The following is a 22800-nucleotide window of genomic DNA, read 5'->3' on the forward strand; positions in this document are numbered from 1 at the left end:
AGCCCGTAGCCCTTTGAAATTTAAAGTGATACGGGCTTTTTTTTGTTGGGCTACCGAATATTTTTGGCACTAAATTCTTCATACTAACGCCTTATTCAATGTATTCATAAGCAGGTACTTTTCTAATAAATAAATTATGAAAAAGTGTGGCTTTTTCGAGCGCATACTGGTAATTTCTTATACAGCTTACGAGATAAGCCTATTTGCTATTAGATACCTTGCACTACCACTGAGTGGCACCTATCAGGCAAGAGGTAGTAAATATAAACGTAATCTACTGCATGGATCGCACTTCATTTAAAAAAAAGAGAAGGCAGTAGGAATGAACAATACAAACAACTTATACGCAGAGCCCGCAAACACGAGCTTTAACGTACAAGAAGTGGCATCAGGCATTGATACTTTCGATGTTTTTGGTGATATTTCTGACCCACTTTCCGCTTGGTACGATATGAGAGTCGCTGAAATGGCCGGGTTCGATTATCTCTTTGTACCTGAAGAGCTTGGAGATCAGCTACAATCTCGCGAAACAGTAGAAGACTTTCTACTACAATCGCAAACTCTACTTGGCGCAGAGCCAGAAAGAACTACCATTCTCACCTATACCGCAGGCAAAAAGCCCTCGTTTAAGCGCTATAACGCAGAATGGGCCGGTAGCTATATTGTTGATTTAAGCGTTGCAAGCCTAGAAAACTCGGCTCAGCTTGAATTCATACAAATGCTATTTGAGCACAGCGAAAAACTCGTATTGAGTATTGAATAAAAAAGGGCCTTTAAGGCCCTTTTTACTTTTTGTAATCCAGCAGCCTGCACCAGAATTAATAATAAGCGTGTGATTTATCCGTATGGTCTGTCGCATCGCGCACGCCTTTTATCTCTGGCACCCGCTCCATCAGTGTTTTTTCTACGCCTTGCTTCAAGGTCATATCAACAGCACTACAACCTTGGCAACCGCCACCGAATTTCAACACAATATGCATATCATCGGTAATAGCTTCTAGGCTTACATTGCCACCATGAGCTGCAAGGCCTGGGTTTACCTCGTTGTACAGCACATAGTTAATACGATCTTCGATCGTGCTGTCCTCGGTAATTTTAGGCATTTTAGAGTTGGGGGCACGAATAGTAAGCTGCCCGCCCATCTTATCGGCTGCATAATCGACTTTTGCTTCATCTAAAAACGGTACGCTGCGGCCTTCAAAGTAGGCTTTAAAGCCATTTAGCTCAACAATAATATCGCCCTCTTTTTCTTCACCCGGTCGACAATACGCAATGCAGGTTTCAGCTTGCGGCGTGCCAGGCTTGGAAACAAACATTCTAATACCGGTACCTTCTTCGTTTTGACTTTCTAACAGCCCCTTAAGGTAAGTTTGCGCGGATTCAGTAATATTAACGTTCAGTTGTGCTTGATCGGACATTGTTTGGCTCATACTGCTTTCAATAAAGACCTAGTAAATTTGTCGGTTATTTTAGCTAAATAGTGAAGGCAAAGAAACCAGTACTTCATTTAAGCCCGTTAAATACCATTAATAGCGGTGTAAGTACCAAGTTTGCAAGGTTTTACAGCCTCGAACTGCGCCTCACAATGGCCAAACACCGCGCCAAAAGCGTCACATTCTGGTAAACTCCCGCGCTAAATCGAAATATTTTGATATAGATATCCAAGGTAACTGCAGTATGAATCCCCAGCTAAAGCAACGTATCGACTCCCTTTATGCCGCCCTCGAAGAGCGCATCCTAATTTTAGATGGCGCAATGGGCACCATGATACAGAGCTACAAACTGCAAGAAGCGGATTATCGCGGCGAGCGATTTGCAAACCATCACCAGGATTTAGGCGGTAATAACGACCTGCTCGCCCTCACCCAGCCGGTTATTCTTAGAGATATTCACCGCGCTTACTTAGATGCGGGTGCAGATATACTCGAAACCAATACCTTTAACTCCACACAAATATCGCAGGCCGATTACGATACTCAAGAAATAGCCTACGAGTTAAACAAAGAATCTGCAGCTATCGCTCGCGCCGTAGCCGATGAAGTAACCCTAGAAACCCCCAATAAGCCACGCTTTGTTGCAGGCGTTTTAGGGCCAACCAGCCGCACTTGTTCCATATCGCCAGATGTTAACGACCCCGGCGCTCGCAATGTGACCTACGATGAGCTGGTAACCAACTATAAAGAAGCCACCCTAGGACTTATTGAGGGCGGCGCCGACATTATTTTAATCGAAACTATTTTCGATACGCTCAATGCGAAAGCCGCGGTTTTTGCCGTGAAAACTGTATTTGAAGACATTGGCTATGAACTGCCAATAATGATCTCAGGCACGATTACTGATGCATCGGGCCGCACCTTATCTGGCCAAACAACAGAGGCGTTTTACAACTCCCTTGCTCACGCTAAACCTTTATCTATAGGCTTAAACTGTGCATTAGGTGCAGCAGAATTAGAGCCTTACGTGCGAGAGCTTTCGCGTGTTTCGAACTGTTATGTTTCAGCTCACCCCAACGCGGGCCTACCTAACGAGTTTGGCGAATACGATCAAAGCGCCAAAGAAATGGCCGATGTAGTAGAAAAATTTGCAGTTAAAAACTACGTCAATATTATCGGTGGCTGCTGCGGTACCACGCCGCAACATATTAAAGCTATCGCCGAGACTGTAAGCAAATACCCTGCTCGCAAAATTCCAGATATCGAGCCCCAATGCAGGCTCGCAGGCCTCGAGCCTTTTAATATCTCTAAAGACTCCCTTTTTGTAAACGTGGGCGAGCGCTGTAACATTACCGGCTCGGCCCGCTTTAAACGCCTTATATTAGAAGGCGATTACACCACTGCCATTGAGGTCGCTCTACAGCAAGTTACCGACGGTGCCCAGATAATTGATATCAACATGGACGAAGGCATGCTAGATGCCGAAGCGGCCATGATTAAGTTCTTAAACCTGCTTGCAGGTGAACCCGATATTGCACGTGTTCCAATTATGGTGGATTCCTCCAAGTGGGATGTAATTGTTGCCGGTTTAAAATGCATTCAAGGTAAACCCATTGTTAACTCCATTAGCCTTAAAGAAGGTGAAGCGGAGTTTATTGAGCGCGCCCGTCTCTGCAAACTCTACGGTGCAGCGGTTATCGTTATGGCGTTTGACGAAGATGGTCAAGCAGACACAGCGCAACGCAAAATCGAAATTTGTGAACGCTCGTATAAAGTACTTACCGAACAAGCTGGCTTTCCGCCCGAAGACATTATTTTCGACCCCAATATTTTTGCTGTAGCAACAGGTATTGAAGAGCATAACAATTACGCCGTAGACTTTATTGAAGCCACTCGCTGGATTCGACAAAACCTACCTTATGCCGGCGTATCGGGTGGTGTAAGTAACGTGTCTTTCTCATTCCGTGGCAACGACCCCGTACGAGAAGCCATTCACTCTGTATTCCTTTACTACGCAATTCAAGCGGGTATGAATATGGGCATCGTAAACGCCGGGCAGCTAGCTATTTACGACGACCTACCCAAAGAACTAAAAGACTGTGTTGAAGACGTTATTCTTAACAAGAACGATAACGGTACCGAAGCACTCTTAGAAATTGCAGAGCAATACCGTGGCGATGGAAAAGCGCAGGCCAGCAAAGAAGATTTGGCCTGGCGCGAATTACCCGTAGAAAAACGCTTAGAGCACTCGCTAGTAAAAGGGATTTCTGCCTATATTGAAGCCGACACCGAAGAAGCGAGACAAAACGCGAGCAAGCCTATCGATGTAATCGAAGGGCCATTAATGGCTGGCATGAACGTTGTTGGCGACCTGTTTGGCTCCGGTAAAATGTTTTTACCGCAGGTTGTTAAGTCTGCACGTGTAATGAAGCAGTCCGTTGCCTACTTACAGCCGTTTATCGAAGCCGAAAAAACCGAAGGCGCTCGCAGCAACGGTAAAATACTAATGGCCACCGTTAAAGGCGACGTACACGATATTGGTAAAAATATTGTTGGCGTAGTATTGCAGTGTAACAATTTTGATGTTGTTGATTTGGGCGTTATGGTGCCGTGCGAGAAAATTATCGACACAGCAATAGCAGAAAACTGCGACATGATTGGCCTATCAGGCCTTATTACACCATCGCTAGATGAGATGGTGAATGTCGCGCGCGAAATGCAATCTCGCCAAGTAAACTTACCTCTGCTTATAGGTGGAGCCACTACGTCTAAAGCACACACCGCAGTTAAAATTGACCCTCAATTTTCGCTAAACCAAGCCGTGTATGTTGCGGATGCTTCGCGTGCAGTTGGTGTCGCCTCCAAGCTTCTATCCTTAGATCAACGCGGGCCTTTTATTGCGTCCATAAAAGAAGAGTACGAAGCCGTTCGCGAGCGCCGAGCAAATAGAACAAGCAACAAGCAGCTTGCTACTTACGCCGACGCAGTCAACAAAAAGCTACAGCTAGATTGGAATAAATTTACCCCGGCGGTACCCGCTTTTACCGGAACTAAGGTTTTCGAAAATTATCCGCTCGAAAAACTGGTTGAATATATAGATTGGACACCATTCTTTATTAGCTGGGACCTTGTAGGTAAATACCCGAAGATTTTTAAAGATGAAGTTATCGGCGAAGCAGCAACTCAGCTATTTAAAGACGCACAAGAAATACTTAAAAAGCTCATAGATGAAAAGCTTATTCAAGCTAGCGCAACTATAGGTTTTTGGCGTGCAAATACTATTGGTGACGACGATATTAACGTTATGGACGACAACGGCAAAACACTAGCCGAGTTACATCATATTCGTCAGCAACAAATTAAAAATGGAGCCGACGATGTGCTCATGTCTCTTGCGGACTTTGTAGCACCTCAAGATACCGGCCTTAATGACTACATTGGCGGCTTTGTTGTAACCGCTGGCCACGGGGTAGATGAGCTAGCTAAAGAGTACGAAGCAAAAGGTGATGACTACAATGCAATCATGGTAAAAGCGCTTGCAGATAGACTTGCAGAAGCTTTTGCAGAGCATTTGCATCAGCGCGTTCGCAAAGAGTTTTGGGGTTACGACCAGGACGAGAACCTCGCAAACGAAGATCTTATACGAGAAAAATATCAAGGCATTCGCCCCGCACCAGGCTACCCCGCATGCCCAGATCACACAGAAAAGCGCGCTTTGTTTGACTTACTGGATGCGGAAGCAACTACAGGCGTTCAACTTACCGAGCACTACGCCATGTACCCTACCGCAGCAGTTTCTGGCTGGTACTTTGCTCACCCGAAGGCAAAGTATTTCAATACGGGCAAAATAGCGAAGGACCAAGTTGAATCTCTAGCGTCGCGCAAAGGGTTAAGCACCGCAGAAATGGAAAAGTGGCTGCAGTCGGTACTTGATTACGATATTTAAACCTTGTGGGGCTCCCCGGCTTTAGGCGAGCCCCTTTCTATATAAGCAATTCAGCTCACTTCTTAAAATGCTATAACCTGTTGTTTTTAGTAGAAAATTACTAGATGCCGCAGCCGCCAAAAAAGGAGATGCAGTTCTCATTTGGTGGCGATGCATACTTTGCCCCCTCCAGCCGTTCCTATACTCATGACTAAGTTTTAGCCAAGTTGTAAAGGGAACCCTATGAAAATCAGTACCATTATCACAACCTCAATTACTGCAGGTGCCATTATTTTTTCGAGTAGCACATTCGCGAAAGACACTAAATCGGTGGTAGAAGCAAAAAAGATTATTCAAAGCTACAAAGATTTGCGGGCAACCTGCTCTAAAACTGAAGGGGACGACCGCATAACTTGCTTTTCAAAGCTTAATGATGCAAATGAAGAGTATGTAGCGGCTAAGCAATACATTCGTCAAACAACTCAAGAGGCAACAGGTGAGAACGATACCGCAGCCCACAGAGTGACGTTTCTTTAGCAAGCTTTAAAGGTGGGGAACAAAAAGTGTAGGATACCCGTCTACCTAAATTAAATGGGCCTACATATGCAAAACGAAACGGCAGGTAAACCACCAAAGAAACCAAGCCTATGGCAGCTTGTAAAAACCACACTATGCGCGGCTGTAGGCGTACAAACTGATGCGAACCGAGAGGTGGATTTCTCGCAATCCAGCCCCCTACCCTATATCGTAATGGGCGTACTGTTCACAATTATATTTCTCGGTACGCTCATCACAATTGCAAATTTAGCAATTGGTTAGAGTGGAATGTCATTTCTACAGGCATAAAAAAACCGACCCAGATCGTGGTGTCGGTTTTTTGTGCTGCTTAGCCCGGATATTGTGGGTGGTTAGTATTGTTAATTATCTAGCCTAGGTCTATTGCTCGGGTAGAGCTAGCAACATGGAGTTAGGTTTTAGAAAGTGCGGGGGTTATTGGCCGCTCAACCAAAACACACAGGTGGTAACAAATATTAGAATTAATGCTACCGCCGCTACTGCATCAGCAATGCTATCGCCTTGCTCCATCATCTGAATTTCATCTTCCATCATTTTCTCCCATTTATTTTTGTGTTTTTAGAGTAAAAAGACAGTTACAAAGGTTTTAATAACCGTCTATGGATATAGATTCAACCGTACTTTGGCTCAGGAATCAACCCTTTTGCACAATATATATGCGGCGCCGTTAACACTTAACGGTAAAAACGTCTTTTATATAGTGAATTGTTCTTAGATACTTACATTAATATGCTTCCTAGCCCCTATATATGGGCCAGAAGCGTGTTAGAAACCGCCAAAGGTTTCTAAAAAGCGGCCATTCCTGTATCCTTCCGCTTCTTTTCCCCACGCAAAGTAGCCGTGCACTTTGCCGCGTTTTGCAGCCAATCGGCAGTGGGTACGATTAACTTACATAGGTATATTCTCTACATGTACGTTTACGACGAACATGATCATAAAATCATACAAGAGCGTGTTGCGCAATTTCGCGACCAAACCAATCGGTACCTAGCTGGCGAACTGAAAGACGAAGAGTTTCTACCTCTACGCCTTCAAAACGGGCTGTACATACAGCGCCTTGCCCCAATGCTCCGTATCGCTGTTCCTTACGGTTTACTAAGTGCTACGCAAGTTAGAAAGCTAGCGCACATATCTAGAGTGTATGACAAAGGTTACTGTCACATGACCACTCGCCAAAATGTGCAGTTTAACTGGCCAAATCTTGAAGACGTACCAGACATTCTAGCCGAGCTGGCCGAAGTAGAAATGCACGCAGTGCAAACTAGCGGCAACTGTATTCGTAACGTCACATCAGACCAGTTTGCCGGTGTAGCTACGGATGAAATAGTAGACCCTCGCCCCTACTGCGAAATTATTCGCCAATGGTCTACGTTCCATCCTGAATTCGCTTTCTTGCCACGCAAATTCAAAATTGCGGTTTCTGGCAGCGTAGACGACCGCGCAGCTATCCATTTTCACGATATAGGCTTACAAATAGTTAAGTCAGAAAACGGCAGCGTAGGCTTCAAAGTACTTGTAGGTGGAGGCCTAGGCCGCACCCCAGTTATTGGCAGCGTAATACGCGAATTCTTAGCGGAAAACGACCTGCTTACATACTTAGAAGCTATTTTGCGTGTTTACAACCTACACGGTAGACGCGACAACAAATATAAAGCACGTATCAAGATACTCGTAAAAGCGATGGGTCCAGAAGAGTTCGCCAAACGCGTTGAGGCTGAGTGGGAGCACATTCGCGATTCCCAAACCCTGCTTACAGACAAAGAAATCAAACGTGCAAAAAGCTTCTTTACCGCACCAGATTACGAAGCCATTGATGTGCAAGCCGCAGAAGCGGAACTTGCCAATGCTGCAAGCGAAAACAAAGCGTTTTCAAACTGGTTAGCTCGAAACGTTACCGCCCATAAAGTGGATGGCTATAAAGCAGTTACCCTTTCGCTGAAGCCAACAGGCATTGCGCCAGGCGACGTAACTGACAAACAATTAGAAATAATTGCAGACCTTGCCGATAAGTACTCTTTTGGTGAGCTTCGAGCTACTCATGAGCAAAATATAGTATTAGCAGATGTTAAAGTTAGCGAGCTATTTAATTTGTGGCAAGAAGCCAAAGCTGCTGGCTTTGCAACGGCTAACATAGGCACGCTTACCGACATTATTTGCTGTCCAGGGGGTGACTTCTGTTCATTAGCTAACGCTAAATCTATACCTATTGCAGAAGCTATTCAGCGCGAATTTGACGACCTAGATTATCTATACGATTTAGGCGATTTAGACCTAAATATTTCTGGCTGTATGAACGCCTGTGGCCATCACCACATTGGCCATATAGGTATTTTAGGTGTAGATAAAAAAGGCGCTGAATTTTATCAAGTGCAATTAGGCGGTAACGCTGGTAACAACGCTGCACTTGCCAAAGTATTAGGCCCCGCCTTCTCTGCTGAAGATATGCCAACCGTTGTTCGCAAGCTCGTAGATGTTTTTGTTGAAAAACGTGTAGAGGGTGAGCAATTTTTTGAAACTTATAACCGCGTAGGTATTGAACCGTTTAAGGAGAGAATCTATGCCAAAGCTAGTTAAGAATGCTCAAGTTGTAGAACACAGCTGGGTACTAATTAGAACAGAAGAAGAATTAGCTGCTGCAGATCTCACAAGCGGTCAATGGCTTGTGCCTTACAGCGCTTATATCGCAAACACAGAAGGCTACAAAGATGCAGATCGATTCGGCTTTTGGATAGCAAGTGATGTAGACATAGAGCAAGTAAAAGCAGTGGTTAAAGATCGCAATATTATTGCTATCGACTTTCCTGTATTTGCTGATGGTCGCGGCTTTTCACTTGCGCGTACTCTGCGAGAGCACACTGATTTTAGCGGTGAAATTCGCGCAGTTGGCAACTTCATTTTCGATCAGATTTTCTACATGTCTCGTTGCGGCTTTGACGCATTTGAGTTTGCAGAAGAAACAGACGTTAACAAAGCTTTACCGTTTTTTAGCACGTTTAGCGAAAGCTACCAAGCGGGTACCGACGAGCCACAACCACTGTTTCGTCGCAGAGCTTAGGATTTCTATTTAGTTTTACCCGTAAAGGAGGCTATGCCTCCTTTTTTTTGCCTTTATTATCTTATTTAGTATCTAAATTTATCCTACCGCTCCCCGCTTAGTCACGTAAACTATACTTACATTAGCGTTAACCCTAATTAAGGAGTAAATATAACAATGGAAGGAGGCGTATTTGAAAGTTTCTTCCTTATTTTTTGCGGCGCGGCGGTTGTAGCGTCGGTCGCACTGTACACGCGACAACCATTATTGGTGGCCTATATTGCAGTGGGCGCTATTCTGGGCCCTTTCGGGTTAGAAATAATAAAAGATGTGCACTACGTAGCCGAGATGTCTCATATCGGCATCATATTTTTATTGTTTTTGCTTGGGCTAGATATGCAGCCAAGCGCCCTGCTCAACGTACTTAAAAAAGCCACCAGTATTGCCCTCATTAGCTCCGCTATTTTTGGAGCATTAGGCTATGGCTTTGGGGTAATTATCGGTTTTAGCCATATGGAAAGCCTAGTGCTCGCCATGGCCTCTATGTTTTCAAGTACGATTATAGGTATTAAATTACTCCCCACTACAGTCCTTCACCATAAACACTCCGGCGACCTCATGGTCGGGTTGCTTCTATTTCAGGATTTTATCGCCATTTTGTGTTTGCTCGTGTTGCTAAGTGGTGGTGGCGATACCGTAGAGCCAATGAAACTTATAAAAGCAATTGCGGCACTGCCTTTACTGGCTGCGGGTGCATTTTTATTTGTGCGCTTTGTACTGCTAAAGCTGATACAAAAGTTCGACCGCTTTCATGAGTACATCTTTTTATTGGCTATAGGTTGGTGCTTAGGATTAGCGCACTTATCAGAGTCTGTTAACTTATCTGCAGAAATAGGCGCATTTATCGCCGGCATTTCTCTGGCTACCAGCCCAATTTCGCAATATATTGCGTTAAATTTACGACCACTACGCGATTTTTTCTTAGTATTGTTCTTTTTTGCGTTAGGTGCACAACTTAATATCCCGCTATTACCGAGCGTTTTATTGCCTGCGTTAATATTCGCCGCGGTCGTTCTAGCAGCAAAGCCAACTGTGTTTTTCTTGCTATTAAAGCAGCAAAGTGAAAAAACGTCTCTCGCGTGGGATTTAGGTTTTAGGCTTGGGCAAATCAGCGAGTTTTCAATCCTCATTGTGTTTGTTGCGGCTACAAATAATTTGATAGGCGAGCAAGCTTCGCTGCTTATCCAAACCACAGCCATTCTCACCTTTATTGTTTCAAGTTATATTGTGATTTTTAACTTTCCAAACCCTATTGCAGTGTCGGATAAGTTAAGAAGAGATTAGCTTTCTAGAAAGGGATTTAGCAAGGAAGGGTTAGTGAAAAGCCATCAGCCTAAAAATAATTATGACTGATGGCTTTTAATTTTGCGGCTATTAGCCAATTGATTTAGAGTTATGCGGTATACCTAGTGGTAGCCTTTTGCCACAGCTTGCCTATCACACGCTCCAGACTCGCCTCAGCATTAATACCTAATTTCTCCATCACTGTACGCTTATGCACGTAGTTAATCTCGAAAAGGTCTGCACTATCTTTCCTATCAAACAAATATGCATCAGAAGTTTGCACAGCATCAATTAGCTTTTCTTCTAGGGCTTTAGTGCCAAACCAAATTTCACCCGTTGCAACCTTATCTACATCAACCACACTACGATGCTGTCGAATAAAGTCTTTAAACAAATCGTGTGTTTCTTCTAGGTCTTCTACAAATTTTTGGCGCCCTTTTTCAGTATTCTCACCAAACATAGTCAAAGTGCGCTTGTATTCACCGGCGGTGAGCATTTCGTAATCCACATCATGCTTTTTAAGCAATCTGTGAAAATTAGGTATTTGAGCAACAACACCTATAGAACCAATTACCGCAAATGGTGCAGCCACTATTTTATTCGCTACGCATGCCATCATGTAGCCGCCGCTCGCGGCCACCTTATCTACGCATACTGTTAATGGGATGTTTTTCTCGGTGATGCGCGCAAGCTGGCTGGCTGCCAAACCGTAGCCATGCACCATTCCCCCAGGGCTCTCAAGGCAAACTACCACTTCATCGCTCGGCTTGGCGATAGACAAAATAGCGGTAATTACTTCACGCAACTCTTGCGTTTCTGATGCTTTAATATCGCCGTCAAAATGGGTTACAAACACCCGAGGCTTTGCTTCTGTATTAGAATCTGCTTCAGCGACATCTGTATTTTCGGAGCTAACAGATTGCTTTTTTTGTTTAGCCTGTGCTTTTAACGCTTTCTTTTTTTCTTTCTCTGCTTTCTTTTCTTGCTTGCGCTCTACCTTAAGCGACTCTTCATCTATAACGGCAGATTTAACAAGATGTAGAATATCGTCGTATTTTTCGTTTAGTTTAGTTATTTCAATAAGGCCTTTGCCGGCCCCTTGCCCTTTGCTGCCAGCGGATACTATAACCACCACTATTGCGGCAAAAGCTATTACAAAAGTTACTGTCTTGGCTAAAAAAAGCCCATACTCACTCAAAAATTCCAAAATTCACTCCAAGGTTTACTGCCAGCGATTTATCGCTTGTTCTGCTAGTTTATTTAATGGTTTTGCTGCTAACCCGCTGCTAGTTAGCACCACTTCATATAGCGCGCCATCTGCCATTGGCAAAAAGGTAGCACTACCGTAAGTTGCGTCAACCCCGGGTACGAGTTCGTTATTTTTATATATCCAAGCCCAAGTATCGAGCCAATATTCACTGTGGTTTAATTCGTAAACGGTTCTATCGCTTCGTCGTTCATCTTCTAGCGAAAAATACCGGCCAGAAATTCGGTCTAACCTGTAGCTTGGCTTGGTGCCTACGCTTTTTAGCAGGCCTCCCCAGCGCAAAACTCGTGCATCCATTTGCCATTGGTCGCCACGCAACTCAAAGCTTTCGTCAACCCCTTCTAATACATGAGTTAGATTAACTTTATAGTGCTGCTCACCAACCTTCTCCATATGGAGAGTTACGATTGTTTTATCTGCCATTAGCTGCTTGTAGCTAAGCAGGTCTAGCGCAACAAAGATCACCACCACACTTGCGCCAATAAAACACAAGCCAAACGAGCCGCGTATCCAACCCATTACCCAAGATTTATTGCCTAAAAACTTAAGCCCAAAATATATGAATATTAGGGCTATAACCCCCAAAATACCTATTAACGCACCGGAAAACATTCTATTTCTGCTCCCTAACCTTTTGCACGTACTCTCTTATTAAAAGCCCCGAAATCGTACTCTCTGGCGGCGTTTGTGGCAAATTATCTATATCGAACCAATCTGCCTCAATAATCTCAATGTTGTCTACTTGGATTTCCCCACCTGCGTATTCTGCGTAAAAACCGAGCATAAGCTGCCCCGGGAATGGCCAAGGTTGAGAAAATGCGTAGCGTATATTTTTAACTTGAACCCCCACCTCCTCTCGCACTTCTCTTGCAAAGGCTTGTTCCGCAGTTTCGCCAGGCTCTATAAAACCGGCGATGGTGCTAAACCGACCTGCTGGGTGGCGCACATTACGGGCGAGCAAACAACGTTTGCCGTCGTGAATAAGCCCTATAACACAGGGGGAAAGTCTTGGGTAAAAGTGCAATTCGCATCGCGTGCACATTCGCGAGCGATATTCATCTGCAGGAATGGTTGCCCCGCCGCACTGACCGCAGTATTGATGAGTTTTATCCCAGTAAGAAAATTGCAGTGCGCGACCAGCCAAGTGAAATAAAGGTTCGTGCAGTACACCCAGTAAATCGCGAAGATTGGCCCACTCCCAACCTTCTATAGAAAGCTCTTCTGTATTATCTATAACGACTGCATCAAGATGCTGTTGGTTAACAGCCCCCAGACGGTGCTGAAATACGATATTAAGGCTTTCAATAGAGTCAGCGGGAAACAGAACCTCAGTAGAACACTGCGAGACTAGAATCTGTTTGCCGCATATTAATATTAGCCAACTCGGAGGGGATTCGACCTTGGGGCTTAGGGCTGGCTCAAAATTCATTCACCGTCGCCATGGATACTAAAACCGAGGGCTTCAAGGCTTTCTTCTGCTATTTGCAATACTGTTTCGTCCATTTGCCCAGAACCCGATGAGGAATCTAAATAATACTCTACGGATATTATCGCGTCGGCAAAGGTTTCGAGAAGTTCTTTAAGCGCTGCTGGATGCTCTTCATCCAATAACACTTCCTCTACAAACTGAACACATAAACCAAGTATGGCTGCCACACGCTCTTTACCTAGCATGAGTAAACCGCCTTTAACCGTGGTTAGGGTTTTAGCTATGTTGCGAATATGGCCGGTGTCGTAATCGGAATCAGAAAACGAACTTAATGCTCGCTTGGTAAGTAATATCCCTGCTTCGCATTCTTCAATTACAATTTTTCTAGCAATCGAAAGCTCGCCAGAGGCGATAATTTCGCGTTGAGCAATTTTACTCGCTTCGTTCAATTTTTCAGTAGACAACTTAGAGTGCTCAAGTGCAGCTACTGTGCTTTCCAAATACAATAGCGTGTTTGCCACTTCAGAGAGCTCTTCAATATCAGGCCCGTCTTCCAAACCGTGCCAGCCATTTAGGCGCTCTATCTCTTCTTTTAGTGTGGAACTAGCAGTAACAAGGCCTACTACAGATAGAATCTCAGCTACTTTTTTGAGGGTGCCAATAAACTCGTCTAAATCATCAATTTTTTGTGTACTGCTTTGAGCCGCGTTTTCTAACACTTTTTTGGTGTTTGAAAGCTCTGCCTGCAGGACTTTTGCAAGGGAAGTAACAGTGTGAGCACTTGGGCCACTTAGCGCGTCGCGCTCTTGCGATAGGTCTTTATCTGAATACGGGAATGCATTAATACCAAAAGCTTTGCGAATTAAGGTTATTTCTTCGCTCTGCTTACCCGACAGCACCAACAAGTACACTAATTCTTTGATTAAGCCTTTCGGAGGCTGAGCAGCAAACGAAGCCGAACCAGATTTCTCCACTTGGCGTATAACCCGGTCTATACGGCTAAACAGTAACTTTCTTGCCTCAAGTATTGCCATGTTCTCTGTGGCCAATACATCTAGCGTTAGGTTGCTTAACCACCAGAGCTGCGAAAGCGGTTTTAGGGAGCCGCCAAGCTTGTGTAGGCGAATACATGCTCTGCGCATCATCGCCAATGAATTTTTAGCCTGCTTCCCTCGAATCAAAGCCAGCAACCCTACTTGGTACATATGGCGTAGGCGCCGGACGTGCTGCCTGAAATCAGCTTCTGCAATTTGCAGCTGCTCCACAGGGGGAACGTGTAACGAACTACTGAGGTTTATATGGAAGAAATGGCTCTCAGAAAAAGCGGGCTCGCCGCGCATTTTGCGCAATGCGTTAATATGAGGGATAAGCAATACAGGTACGCGGCGCTCTACTTGCTGAACGTACTCGAGATAACGGGTAAGCACGAAAAACGTGTTACTTACTACCTCTAAACGCTGATCAGATTTGGGGCCCGCATCACCAGGGGTGATATCTGTCGCGGTTGCAAGTAACTCTTCGGCTAATATGCATGCACCACGGAACTGGATAAGACGCAAAATGCCCACTATTTGTCGAATACCGTCCATACAAGCTTGTAGCGATTCGCCATCTTGCTGGGCGGTAACAAACATCTCAAGGTTGCGTGCAGCCTCCTCGATGGTGGCTACCAGTTCATCGCGCACCATATTGAGCGATTGAAAATTTACAGCGTCCATTGAGCTCACAATATAACCTTATCCCGTTTCAGAGCTTTGGTAACAAGCATTTGCCCGTATTCCCAAAGCGTGATTATTGTTCGGTGTATGTAAGTGTAGATTTAAACACGTCAACATAAAGTCTTAGGTAAGTATAATGCGCCTTTTATAAAAGTCTTTATTTTTCTGAGCCTTACCTGCGTTGTTTAACACAATCTCTCGATTAAGTCACACCATTGCGTACAATAAATAGCCACAGCGGTTAGAAACGCATCACCCTCCTACCTTCAACGTCTGCAGACCAATATTTAGTCAATTCTTGCTTGATTTTTTATTCCATGTGGTTCATTTTAGCGCGCGCTTTTAGCTTCCCCCCTATTTGTATTAAAATAGGCTATTTTTTGCGTGAATTAGGCTATGTATTTCTCACATAGTGAAGTATTAAACCCCTTGTGAATATAAAGGACCCAAGTTATGCCGCAGTCCATGACTAACGCGTTTTGGCACAATTTTCTGGGCCACACCCCAAATTGGTATAAGAAAACAATTTTAGGTTTCTTGGTTATCAATATTGTTCTCTCCCAAGTTAGTCCTTTTTTGGCTGGTTGGGCGCTAATTATTGAGTTCATTTTTACTCTTGCTATGGCTCTCAAGTGCTACCCTTTGCAGCCGGGCGGCTTATTGGCCATTCAAGCTGTGCTACTTGGGCTAACCAGCGCAGACTCGGTATACCATGAAGTACTCGCCAACTTTAAAGTAATTCTGCTACTTATGTTTATGGTGGCAGGCATCTACTTTATGAAGGACATGCTTCTTTTCGTGTTTACCAAGATCTTGCTTGGTATTCGCTCGAAACTGCTTCTCTCTTTATTGTTCTCATTTGTTGCAGCAGTGCTTTCTGCCTTTTTAGATGCGCTAACAGTAACTGCCGTACTCATCGCTGTGGCTGTAGGTTTTTACGCGGTTTACCATCGCTTTGCCTCAGGTAGTGGGCACGGTAACGACCACGACCACTCCGCAGATGATAATGTGCACGATTTGCACCGCGAAGATTTAGATACTTTCCGCAGCTTTTTGCGCAGCCTTATTATGCACGGTGCAGTAGGTACCGCCCTAGGTGGCGTTGCTACCTTAGTTGGCGAGCCTCAAAACTTGCTTATTGCAGAAATTGCTGGCTGGAACTTCATTGAGTTCTACTTGGTTATGGCACCTATTTCTGTGCCTGCTTTAATTGGTGGTTTGCTCACCTGCGCAATACTAGAAAAGACAGGTATCTGCGGCTACGGAGCCAAATTACCCGATAGCGTGCGCCAAATATTGGTCGATTTTGATAAAAAGGAAACGGCAAAGCGCGGGTTTGGCGATAAGGCGCAATTACTTGTACAAGCGGTTGTCGCAGTAGTGCTTGTATTTGCATTAGCCTTGCACCTAGCGGAAGTTGGCCTTATTGGTTTGCTTATTATTGTTCTGCTAACCGCCTTTAACGGCATTACCGATGAACACCGCATTGGTCACGCTTTTGAAGAAGCGCTGCCCTTTACCGCGCTGCTAGTGGTGTTTTTCGCAGTTGTGGCTGTTATCCACGACCAGCATTTGTTTACACCGGTTATTGATTACGTTTTAGCCATGGAACAAGGTGCCCAGGCTCCTATGTTCTTTGTGGCTAACGGCGTGTTATCTATGATTAGTGATAATGTGTTTGTTGCTACCGTGTACATTAACGAAGTAAAAGCGGCATTCGATGCGGGTACTATTTCTCGTGAGCATTTTGATGTACTTGCTGTAGCAATTAATGCCGGCACCAACCTACCTAGCGTGGCGACACCAAACGGCCAAGCAGCATTTTTATTCCTGCTCACTTCTGCTCTTGCCCCGCTTATTCGCCTTTCGTACGGCAAAATGGTAATAATGGCGCTGCCCTACACAATCGTTCTTGGTGCGGTTGGCCTTGGGTCTGTAATACTCTTCTACTAAGAGTCTTACTTGTACGCTCATAGTAAAACGCCGAGGAATGCTCGGCGTTTTACGTTACAGGCTAAACTCTAATTCTTATGACTGCTTGAGCCAGAGGCATTCGCCGCCTGAAGCCTTGTCTATTTCAGCCAACTTTTTCTCGTGTAAAGCCAGCTCTTCTGCAGACGCTCTTATAATGGGGAGCGGTTTGCGATCGGCACTTACACGTACAAGCTCTTCACCACCGTCGTCCATGCCACTAGACGAACCCGCACCACCTAGGGCAAGGTTGGTTTGCCCACCGGTCATTAACAGGTAAACATCGGCTAGAATTTCAGCATCGAGCAAAGCGCCGTGAAGGTCTCGTGCGGAGTTATCTGCGCCGTAACGCTTACACAGGGCATCCAGGTTGTTCTTTTGCCCAGGGTGCTTGTTTCTTGCTAGTGCGAGCGTATCGAGAATAGAACAGCGGTCGTTTATAACTGTGCTGCCACGCCCTAGAAGGTTAAATTCGTGATTTAGAAAGCCCACATCGAACGGTGCGTTGTGAATGACTAGTTCTGCACCATCAACAAACGCCATAAACTCATCGGCTATATCTTTAAAAACCGGTTTGTCTGCTAGAAATTCGTTGGTAATGCCGTGAACTTCAATTGCGCCTTCATCAATTTCCCGTTCAGGTTTAATGTACTGGTGATAATGACGGCCCGTAAGCTTTCGATTTATTAGCTCAACACACCCTATCTCAATAATTCGGTGGCCTTGGCTTGGCTCTAGGCCCGTTGTCTCGGTATCGAGAACTATCTGTCTCATTCACAATGCCTTTCAAAGAAAATATAAAAATGTTTTTAAATATCAATAACATAAAGCTTGCTCGTAAAGCACTATGTTAACTGCAAAACCTTAAGGAAAGTATTTTGGTGCGATGGTACGGCGCCGCATAGGGAGCACATCTGCGCTGTGCCGACGCATGCCAGGATTAATAGCTCGTTTAGGCAAGGGCACCACATCCATTAATCCCTTAGTTGTTTTATCCCACGCTGGTTTTATGGGTGTGAGTCCAACCTTATCTTTGCGTGCAAAGATACAATATGTGCCCCCTAGTGGCAGATTCGTTTTAGCAAAACTGCGCTCTATTAGCCGTGTATTACGTAAGTATTTTTCGTTGTTTATGGGTACGCTGTATGCACCGTATTTAACATCTAGCGTTGAAAAGTCTAAAAACGCCAACCAATCTTTTAACCTTCTAACCCTTAAGCTTTGGCGCTTCCAAATAGGCGTTTTACCCGCAAAATGCGCAAATGGCTTAATACAGCCAGACACGCTAGTAGGGTTAAACCCCATTAAAATGATGTAACCCCTAGGCACGGTTACACGTGCGGCCTCTTTTAGCACCTGCTGGGGGTTAGCTGCAAAATCTAGGGTGTGGTGCAATATACACACATCAATACACTCATCGGGCAGTGGCAGGCTTTCCATATCTGCGCAGGCTTGTGCATTCTCGGCATGTTCATTGGCTAAAGGGCTTAATGAAAAACGGTGGTTTATTCTGCTGGAATCGTAAAACTTGTGCTCGGGTAGCACGCTAAGCTGCATTAAGTGGTACCCAAAATAGCCGCCCAACTCGTGCTCAATGGTCTGTTTTTGCGCATCGAGCAAGGCCACACCATAAGGCCCCTTGAACCACTCATGCAAATCGAGCATGGTATTTTGCAGAGGTTGAATTTGCCAGCGGTTGCGCAAAGTGTCCGCAAAACTGCCTATGCAGTTTTTTATCGAAAAGCTCATATTGGCCTCCCACGCGCCATATAGATTTCTGCCCCGCTCTAGTTTGAGACGCACCGCTGCACCTACATATACAGCTAGCGCGAGTTGGTGGCAGAGCAATTTTAGGTCATCATACCATTATTCAATCAATTTCTTACCTGCGGATGAACATGCAATTAGGTAGCCCTGTAAGCGTACACCCTATTCCCATATACCAAGGTAACTATGTGTGGGTAATGCGCCACACCTCGCAAAACAGTGTAGTTGTGGTGGACCCAGGCAGTGCAAGTGAAGTTATCGAGTACATTACGCAGCACGAGCTGACTATTGCGTCGATAATTATCACCCATAGCCACTGGGATCACGTAACGGGTATTGCAGAGCTTTGTGCCAATCTTCAACTTTGGCGTGACGAAGAACCAGTAGTTTATGGCCCAAGCGTTATACAGGATGTTACCCATCCAGTTGAAGATGGCGACCGGATTGAGCTATGTAAGGGCGTCGATGTGCCCTCCCTGCAAGTTATTGCTACACCAGGCCATATGCCTGAGCACCTATCCTACTTACTACCCCTTACCACACCTAAACTCTTTTGTGGTGACACTCTCTTTTCATGCGGTTGTGGGCGTATTCTTCAAGGCACCCATGAGCAGTTGCGTACCAGCCTAGATGCCATCAGCGCGCTACCTAGCCAAACAGAGGTTTATTGCACGCACGAATATACCCTCACAAACATTAAATTCGCACGTACTGTTGAGCCACAATCACAGGCGCTAATCGACTATGAGCAACGCGTACGCAGCTTGCGTAAAAACGATCTACCGAGCATTCCAACCACCATTGAGCGAGAAAAAGCCTTAAACCCTTTTTTGCGTTACAAGGAATTATCTATACAGCAGGCTGTCGAAAACCACTTGCGGCTCAAGGGCTTAACGGCCGCAGATGTTTTTAAGCATTTGAGACTTTGGAAAGATTCATTTTAAAGCGAGTTTCCCCACCGGAAAGCCACAAACCTCTCGGTTGCTTTTTTAGCCTTTCCCTTTAAACTGACGCCACTTTCCACCTAAGAGAAAGGTCGATTAAGCCGTAAAAGGCCAAGACTAGTAGCCAACCCGATGGCATACGTAACAGCGTGTGGCACGTAAGTTCTAAGAGTAAACAATAAAATTATGCAAATTACGTTATTTTCTCGCACTTTTGCGCGAACCACTCCGCTAGTCGCACTATTAGGTGTATTAATTGGCTTTCAAGGATGCGCTTATACTAAAAACGAAGCCGAATCTGAGCTTGTTATCGTATCAACTCCAGAAGAGCAGCTAGAAGCTGATATTGCTGAGCACTCGCTCGATGCTGAACCATTAGACGTCCCCGAAGCCGACGAGCCAATTGTAGAGTCAGAATTTACCCTTTGGGATCGAATCCGAGCTGGCTACCAACTAGAAATCCCCCAAGACAAAAGAATCGACCAAGAACGTAATTGGTATGGCAAACACCAAAGCTACCTAGATAGAGTCACCGATCGCGGTGAGCGTTACCTCTACTATATTGTTGGCGAATTAGAACGCCGCAACATGCCTACGGAATTTGCTTTGCTTCCTATAGTAGAAAGCGCATTTGACCCCTTTGCCTATTCCCATGTAACGGCTTCTGGCATGTGGCAGTTTATGCCCCGCACAGGGCGAAGCTTGGGCTTAAAGCAAAACTGGTGGTATGACGGTCGCAGAGACGTGGTTTTATCTACCAATGCAGCGCTCACCTACCTAGAAAAACTACATAAGCATTTTGATGGCGACTGGCTGCTGGCAATGGCAGCGTATAATAGCGGTATTGGTAATGTTTCTCGGGCAATTAAACGCAATGAAAAAGCCGGTAAACCCACCGATTTTTGGAACCTAAAACTCCCCAGAGAAACTCAAGCATACGTACCTCGGCTACTGGCTATTAGCCAGCTAATTGGCGCACCAGAAGATTACGGCTTAACACTGCGCCCAATTCCCAACCAACCGTATTTCGAAGCCGTTGAAGTGGGGTCGCAAATAGATTTGGCTCAAGCGGCAGAGCTTGCCGAAATAGATATGGATGAGCTATATCAACTTAATCCTGCCTTTAATCGCTGGGCGACAGACCCTACCGGCCCGCACACTTTATTGGTGCCTTACGCCTCAGCGAACTCATTCAAAGAAAAGCTAGCCGGCATTCCGCCTGGCAAACGAATCACATGGGATAGATACACTATCGCGTCCGGTGATTCCCTCTCTACTATCGCTGCAAAATACAAAGTAAGCGTAGATTCACTAAAAAGCATAAATGGTTTGCGAAATAACAACATTCGCGCGGGAAAGACTCTATTGGTGCCTATTGCTGCTAAAAAAGACGAGCACTACACACAAAGCATTGTGCAACGCATCCAAAACAGACAATCCTCAGGCGGTAAAAGCGGCAACTCAACCAAAGTTGAGCATATAGTACAAAGCGGCGACAGCTTCTGGTCTATTGGTAAAAAATACGGTGTTACCCCAAGCAAAGTTGCACATTGGAACAACCTTGCCCCAGCGGACCTTATCAAACCGGGCCAAACTCTCGTTATTTGGACCAAGGCCGAAGCTAGCACTGCGTCCAACAACGCTGTTGTTAGAAAGCTCTCGTACAAGGTAAGGCGCGGAGATTCCCTGCATCGTATAGCTGACAAATTCAAAATAAACGTGAGCGACATATTGCAGTGGAATCAAGTCGACACCAAGAGCTATTTACAGCCAGGTGATACGCTAACACTTTTTGTGGATGTGACTAAAACTAACTAGCGGTTAGCGTTACTGCTTCCGCCCCTTCGACGATAACAGGTTCAAGCTCGCTTGAGCCTGATTTGAAAAGTGCTTAAAACTTTCAAACTGATCTTCACTTAGCCTGCCACCAAAATTCCATCTATCGGCATAGAATAACGCCACTTTTCTATCATCTATTTGCAAAGTAGATACAAAAGAAGGAAAACGCCCCACAATGGTAATCAAATCGTTGGGGTAAAGGTTCGATTGGCTTGCAATGGCATCTTGCGTAAACCAATGGTTGCCGCCTTTTTCCATAGCGTGGGTAAATATGCTTTCGCTATACGGCCCTACATCAAACATAAAGCTTGAACGCCAGTGCTCTGTGCCCTCGCCCAGCATGTATTTGGCCTGTAATTTGCGCTTTTTAATAAAGGCTATAACAACTCGTTCTAACCCAATGCCCCGGTGCATACCCTCCACAACCATCTGAAAGATAGTGTTTACATCCATGCGCTCATAGGTTGCGTTAGATAAATCCCGCAAAATGTTAAGCTGCAGCATGGCATCGCCCTTAAGAATCTTGCTAGCGGGTTTGGATTTTTTGGGAACCTTCGAGCGACTGCTAGGAATAAGTGGGCATGCTTCGTTAACACCAAAGTCCAATGCTACTTCCGCCGCTTGATCTGCACTATTTTTGATCATTGTTTCAGATTGATCATCAGAAATACCAAGCAGCTCCGACACTTCCGCAACCACCTTTTTAACCTGCGGGCTATCCCAGCCAAACAGCGCTGCACGACTAATGCGCTCACCGGTTACCACAGCTTTTACAACATCAGATGACTGCTCTGAAGGTGATAACACCTGCTCGAGCGTCTCGCCGAGCTTCCAGTGACGAGCCAATTCTTTGGTTACTGCTTTAAAGGAGGTGCCAAGCTGTGTCTCCATCGCCTGACGGCGCACGCGCATATCATCATTTATGAGGGCTTCGTTTTCGGGGTTCATCTCCTGCGCGGCCCAAAACGCCATCTCACCAAGGTTATAAAGTAAGCCAGCAATAAAAGCCTCTTCAGCTGCGTCGCTGTCTAATTTTAAAACAATGTTGCGCGCTTGGGTCGCAGCATGAAAGCCTTGTGCCATTAAATCCAGCACGCGTTGCTTAGACTTGCCCGTAAGCAACGAATCTATTAACAATAAGGAGATACAAATGGCCCGCATTCCTTTTAAACCAATTAAAACCACTGCTCGGCTTACTGTATTTATACGCGCCTTGCCATAGTTGTACTGCACACTGTTAGCTACCCGCAACACATGCGAGGTTAGGTTTGCGTCGCGTAAAATCACTTCGGCCATTTGGTTAACATCGGCTTCTTCGTCACCTGTTATTGCGTTTAATTCAACAATAACATTGTTCAAAACTGGGGTGTTTTGCGTGCGTAACTTTGTAACCCAATGGGACAAACCTTTATTTGCCATGTATGCCAACCCGCTAAATCGCGTCAATCCAATTGTTCAAAATGCGCTCACTTAATGTGCGGTTCGCCGCTTTGAACTAAAAATGTAAATGCCTTTCAAATAGTGTAGTCTACGATGCCAAATGTGTCGGAAAA

18 protein-coding genes are annotated in these 22800 nt (G+C 45.1%); 10 read left to right on the top strand and 8 right to left on the bottom strand.

The features are described from left to right. The first annotated feature begins 322 nt into the window (after positions 1-322). On the top strand, positions 323-763 hold the full coding sequence (locus tag SDE_RS10545; protein ID WP_011468486.1) for a hypothetical protein: 441 nt from the start codon (positions 323-325) through the stop codon (positions 761-763). A 55-nt stretch (positions 764-818) separates the two neighbouring features. Here SDE_RS10545 and nfuA read toward each other — a convergent pair whose 3' ends face one another. Continuing rightward, positions 819-1418, bottom strand: coding sequence for a Fe-S biogenesis protein NfuA (nfuA, locus tag SDE_RS10550; RefSeq protein ID WP_041325654.1), 600 nt, complete (start codon positions 1416-1418; stop codon positions 819-821). Positions 1419-1677: 259 nt separating this feature from the next. On the opposite strand from nfuA, the gene metH reads away from it, so the two are divergent. The 6 genes from metH (at position 1678) to SDE_RS10580 (ending at position 10312) form a co-directional block, all read left to right on the top strand. Further along, on the top strand, positions 1678-5379 hold the full coding sequence (gene metH, locus SDE_RS10555; RefSeq protein ID WP_011468488.1) for a methionine synthase: 3702 nt from the start codon (positions 1678-1680) through the stop codon (positions 5377-5379). Between the two features lie 222 nt (positions 5380-5601). Beyond that, on the top strand, positions 5602-5895 hold the full coding sequence (locus tag SDE_RS10560; protein ID WP_011468489.1) for a hypothetical protein: 294 nt from the start codon (positions 5602-5604) through the stop codon (positions 5893-5895). 66 nt (positions 5896-5961) lie between these two features. Next, on the top strand, positions 5962-6177 hold the full coding sequence (locus SDE_RS10565; protein WP_049762621.1) for a DUF2970 domain-containing protein: 216 nt from the start codon (positions 5962-5964) through the stop codon (positions 6175-6177). 666 nt (positions 6178-6843) lie between these two features. Next, positions 6844-8508, top strand: coding sequence for a nitrite/sulfite reductase (locus SDE_RS10570; RefSeq protein WP_011468491.1), 1665 nt, complete (start codon positions 6844-6846; stop codon positions 8506-8508). After that, positions 8492-8989: a DUF934 domain-containing protein gene (locus SDE_RS10575; protein WP_011468492.1), complete on the top strand. Its 498-nt coding sequence runs from the start codon at positions 8492-8494 to the stop codon at positions 8987-8989. Before SDE_RS10570 ends, SDE_RS10575 begins: the two co-directional genes overlap by 17 nt. A gap of 156 nt (positions 8990-9145) precedes the next feature. Further along, positions 9146-10312, top strand: a complete 1167-nt coding sequence (locus SDE_RS10580) for a cation:proton antiporter (protein WP_011468493.1) — start codon at positions 9146-9148, stop codon at positions 10310-10312. 109 nt (positions 10313-10421) lie between these two features. Here SDE_RS10580 and sohB read toward each other — a convergent pair whose 3' ends face one another. From sohB to SDE_RS10600, 4 genes are read right to left on the bottom strand one after another with little or no spacing between them, the layout of a single operon-like run. Beyond that, complete coding sequence (gene sohB, locus SDE_RS10585; protein WP_011468494.1) at positions 10422-11519, bottom strand: protease SohB; 1098 nt, start codon at positions 11517-11519, stop codon at positions 10422-10424. A 15-nt stretch (positions 11520-11534) separates the two neighbouring features. Continuing rightward, complete coding sequence (locus SDE_RS10590) at positions 11535-12191, bottom strand: hypothetical protein (RefSeq protein WP_011468495.1); 657 nt, start codon at positions 12189-12191, stop codon at positions 11535-11537. A gap of 1 nt (position 12192) precedes the next feature. Continuing rightward, the gene (gene nudC / locus SDE_RS10595) at positions 12193-13008 is read right to left on the bottom strand and encodes an NAD(+) diphosphatase (RefSeq protein WP_011468496.1); all 816 of its coding nucleotides are present in this window, start codon (positions 13006-13008) and stop codon (positions 12193-12195) included. Beyond that, positions 13005-14726, bottom strand: a complete 1722-nt coding sequence (locus tag SDE_RS10600; protein ID WP_011468497.1) for a hypothetical protein — start codon at positions 14724-14726, stop codon at positions 13005-13007. The genes nudC and SDE_RS10600 overlap by 4 nt, the downstream gene beginning before the upstream one ends. Positions 14727-15179: 453 nt before the next feature. On the opposite strand from SDE_RS10600, the gene nhaB reads away from it, so the two are divergent. Then, on the top strand, positions 15180-16679 hold the full coding sequence (nhaB, locus tag SDE_RS10605; RefSeq protein ID WP_011468498.1) for a sodium/proton antiporter NhaB: 1500 nt from the start codon (positions 15180-15182) through the stop codon (positions 16677-16679). 75 nt (positions 16680-16754) lie between these two features. On the opposite strand, the gene dnaQ is transcribed toward nhaB, so the two are convergent. Both dnaQ and SDE_RS10615 read right to left on the bottom strand, forming a co-directional pair. After that, the gene (gene dnaQ / locus SDE_RS10610) at positions 16755-17471 is read right to left on the bottom strand and encodes a DNA polymerase III subunit epsilon (protein ID WP_011468499.1); all 717 of its coding nucleotides are present in this window, start codon (positions 17469-17471) and stop codon (positions 16755-16757) included. A gap of 90 nt (positions 17472-17561) precedes the next feature. Continuing rightward, a complete protein-coding gene (locus tag SDE_RS10615) occupies positions 17562-18446 on the bottom strand; it encodes a class I SAM-dependent methyltransferase (protein ID WP_011468500.1) in 885 nt (294 codons plus the stop codon). Positions 18447-18595: 149 nt separating this feature from the next. Between SDE_RS10615 and gloB the strand changes: the two genes are divergently transcribed. Next, positions 18596-19408, top strand: a complete 813-nt coding sequence (gene gloB / locus SDE_RS10620; RefSeq protein WP_041324595.1) for a hydroxyacylglutathione hydrolase — start codon at positions 18596-18598, stop codon at positions 19406-19408. A gap of 186 nt (positions 19409-19594) precedes the next feature. Then, on the top strand, positions 19595-21226 hold the full coding sequence (locus tag SDE_RS10625; protein WP_011468502.1) for a lytic transglycosylase: 1632 nt from the start codon (positions 19595-19597) through the stop codon (positions 21224-21226). A 9-nt stretch (positions 21227-21235) separates the two neighbouring features. Here the strand turns inward: SDE_RS10625 and SDE_RS10630 are convergent, their stop codons facing one another. Continuing rightward, on the bottom strand, positions 21236-22666 hold the full coding sequence (locus SDE_RS10630; RefSeq protein ID WP_011468503.1) for an HDOD domain-containing protein: 1431 nt from the start codon (positions 22664-22666) through the stop codon (positions 21236-21238). Between the last annotated feature and the right edge of the window lie 134 nt (positions 22667-22800).

Source organism: Saccharophagus degradans 2-40, from assembly GCF_000013665.1.
In the GTDB taxonomy this organism is placed as follows: domain Bacteria; phylum Pseudomonadota; class Gammaproteobacteria; order Pseudomonadales; family Cellvibrionaceae; genus Saccharophagus; species Saccharophagus degradans.

What these genes read in the sequence shown, in the direction of transcription:
- SDE_RS10545 (WP_011468486.1), top strand. Translation starts at nt 323, where the DNA reads ATGAACAATACAAACAACTTATACGCAGAGCCCGCAAACACGAGCTTT.
- nfuA (WP_041325654.1), bottom strand. Translation starts at nt 1,418, where the DNA reads ATGTCCGATCAAGCACAACTGAACGTTAATATTACTGAATCCGCGCAA.
- metH (WP_011468488.1), top strand. Translation starts at nt 1,678, where the DNA reads ATGAATCCCCAGCTAAAGCAACGTATCGACTCCCTTTATGCCGCCCTC.
- SDE_RS10560 (WP_011468489.1), top strand. Translation starts at nt 5,602, where the DNA reads ATGAAAATCAGTACCATTATCACAACCTCAATTACTGCAGGTGCCATT.
- SDE_RS10565 (WP_049762621.1), top strand. Translation starts at nt 5,962, where the DNA reads ATGCAAAACGAAACGGCAGGTAAACCACCAAAGAAACCAAGCCTATGG.
- SDE_RS10570 (WP_011468491.1), top strand. Translation starts at nt 6,844, where the DNA reads ATGTACGTTTACGACGAACATGATCATAAAATCATACAAGAGCGTGTT.
- SDE_RS10575 (WP_011468492.1), top strand. Translation starts at nt 8,492, where the DNA reads ATGCCAAAGCTAGTTAAGAATGCTCAAGTTGTAGAACACAGCTGGGTA.
- SDE_RS10580 (WP_011468493.1), top strand. Translation starts at nt 9,146, where the DNA reads ATGGAAGGAGGCGTATTTGAAAGTTTCTTCCTTATTTTTTGCGGCGCG.
- SDE_RS10590 (WP_011468495.1), bottom strand. Translation starts at nt 12,191, where the DNA reads ATGTTTTCCGGTGCGTTAATAGGTATTTTGGGGGTTATAGCCCTAATA.
- nudC (WP_011468496.1), bottom strand. Translation starts at nt 13,008, where the DNA reads ATGAATTTTGAGCCAGCCCTAAGCCCCAAGGTCGAATCCCCTCCGAGT.
- SDE_RS10600 (WP_011468497.1), bottom strand. Translation starts at nt 14,726, where the DNA reads ATGGACGCTGTAAATTTTCAATCGCTCAATATGGTGCGCGATGAACTG.
- nhaB (WP_011468498.1), top strand. Translation starts at nt 15,180, where the DNA reads ATGCCGCAGTCCATGACTAACGCGTTTTGGCACAATTTTCTGGGCCAC.
- dnaQ (WP_011468499.1), bottom strand. Translation starts at nt 17,471, where the DNA reads ATGAGACAGATAGTTCTCGATACCGAGACAACGGGCCTAGAGCCAAGC.
- SDE_RS10615 (WP_011468500.1), bottom strand. Translation starts at nt 18,446, where the DNA reads ATGAGCTTTTCGATAAAAAACTGCATAGGCAGTTTTGCGGACACTTTG.
- gloB (WP_041324595.1), top strand. Translation starts at nt 18,596, where the DNA reads ATGCAATTAGGTAGCCCTGTAAGCGTACACCCTATTCCCATATACCAA.
- SDE_RS10625 (WP_011468502.1), top strand. Translation starts at nt 19,595, where the DNA reads ATGCAAATTACGTTATTTTCTCGCACTTTTGCGCGAACCACTCCGCTA.
- SDE_RS10630 (WP_011468503.1), bottom strand. Translation starts at nt 22,666, where the DNA reads ATGGCAAATAAAGGTTTGTCCCATTGGGTTACAAAGTTACGCACGCAA.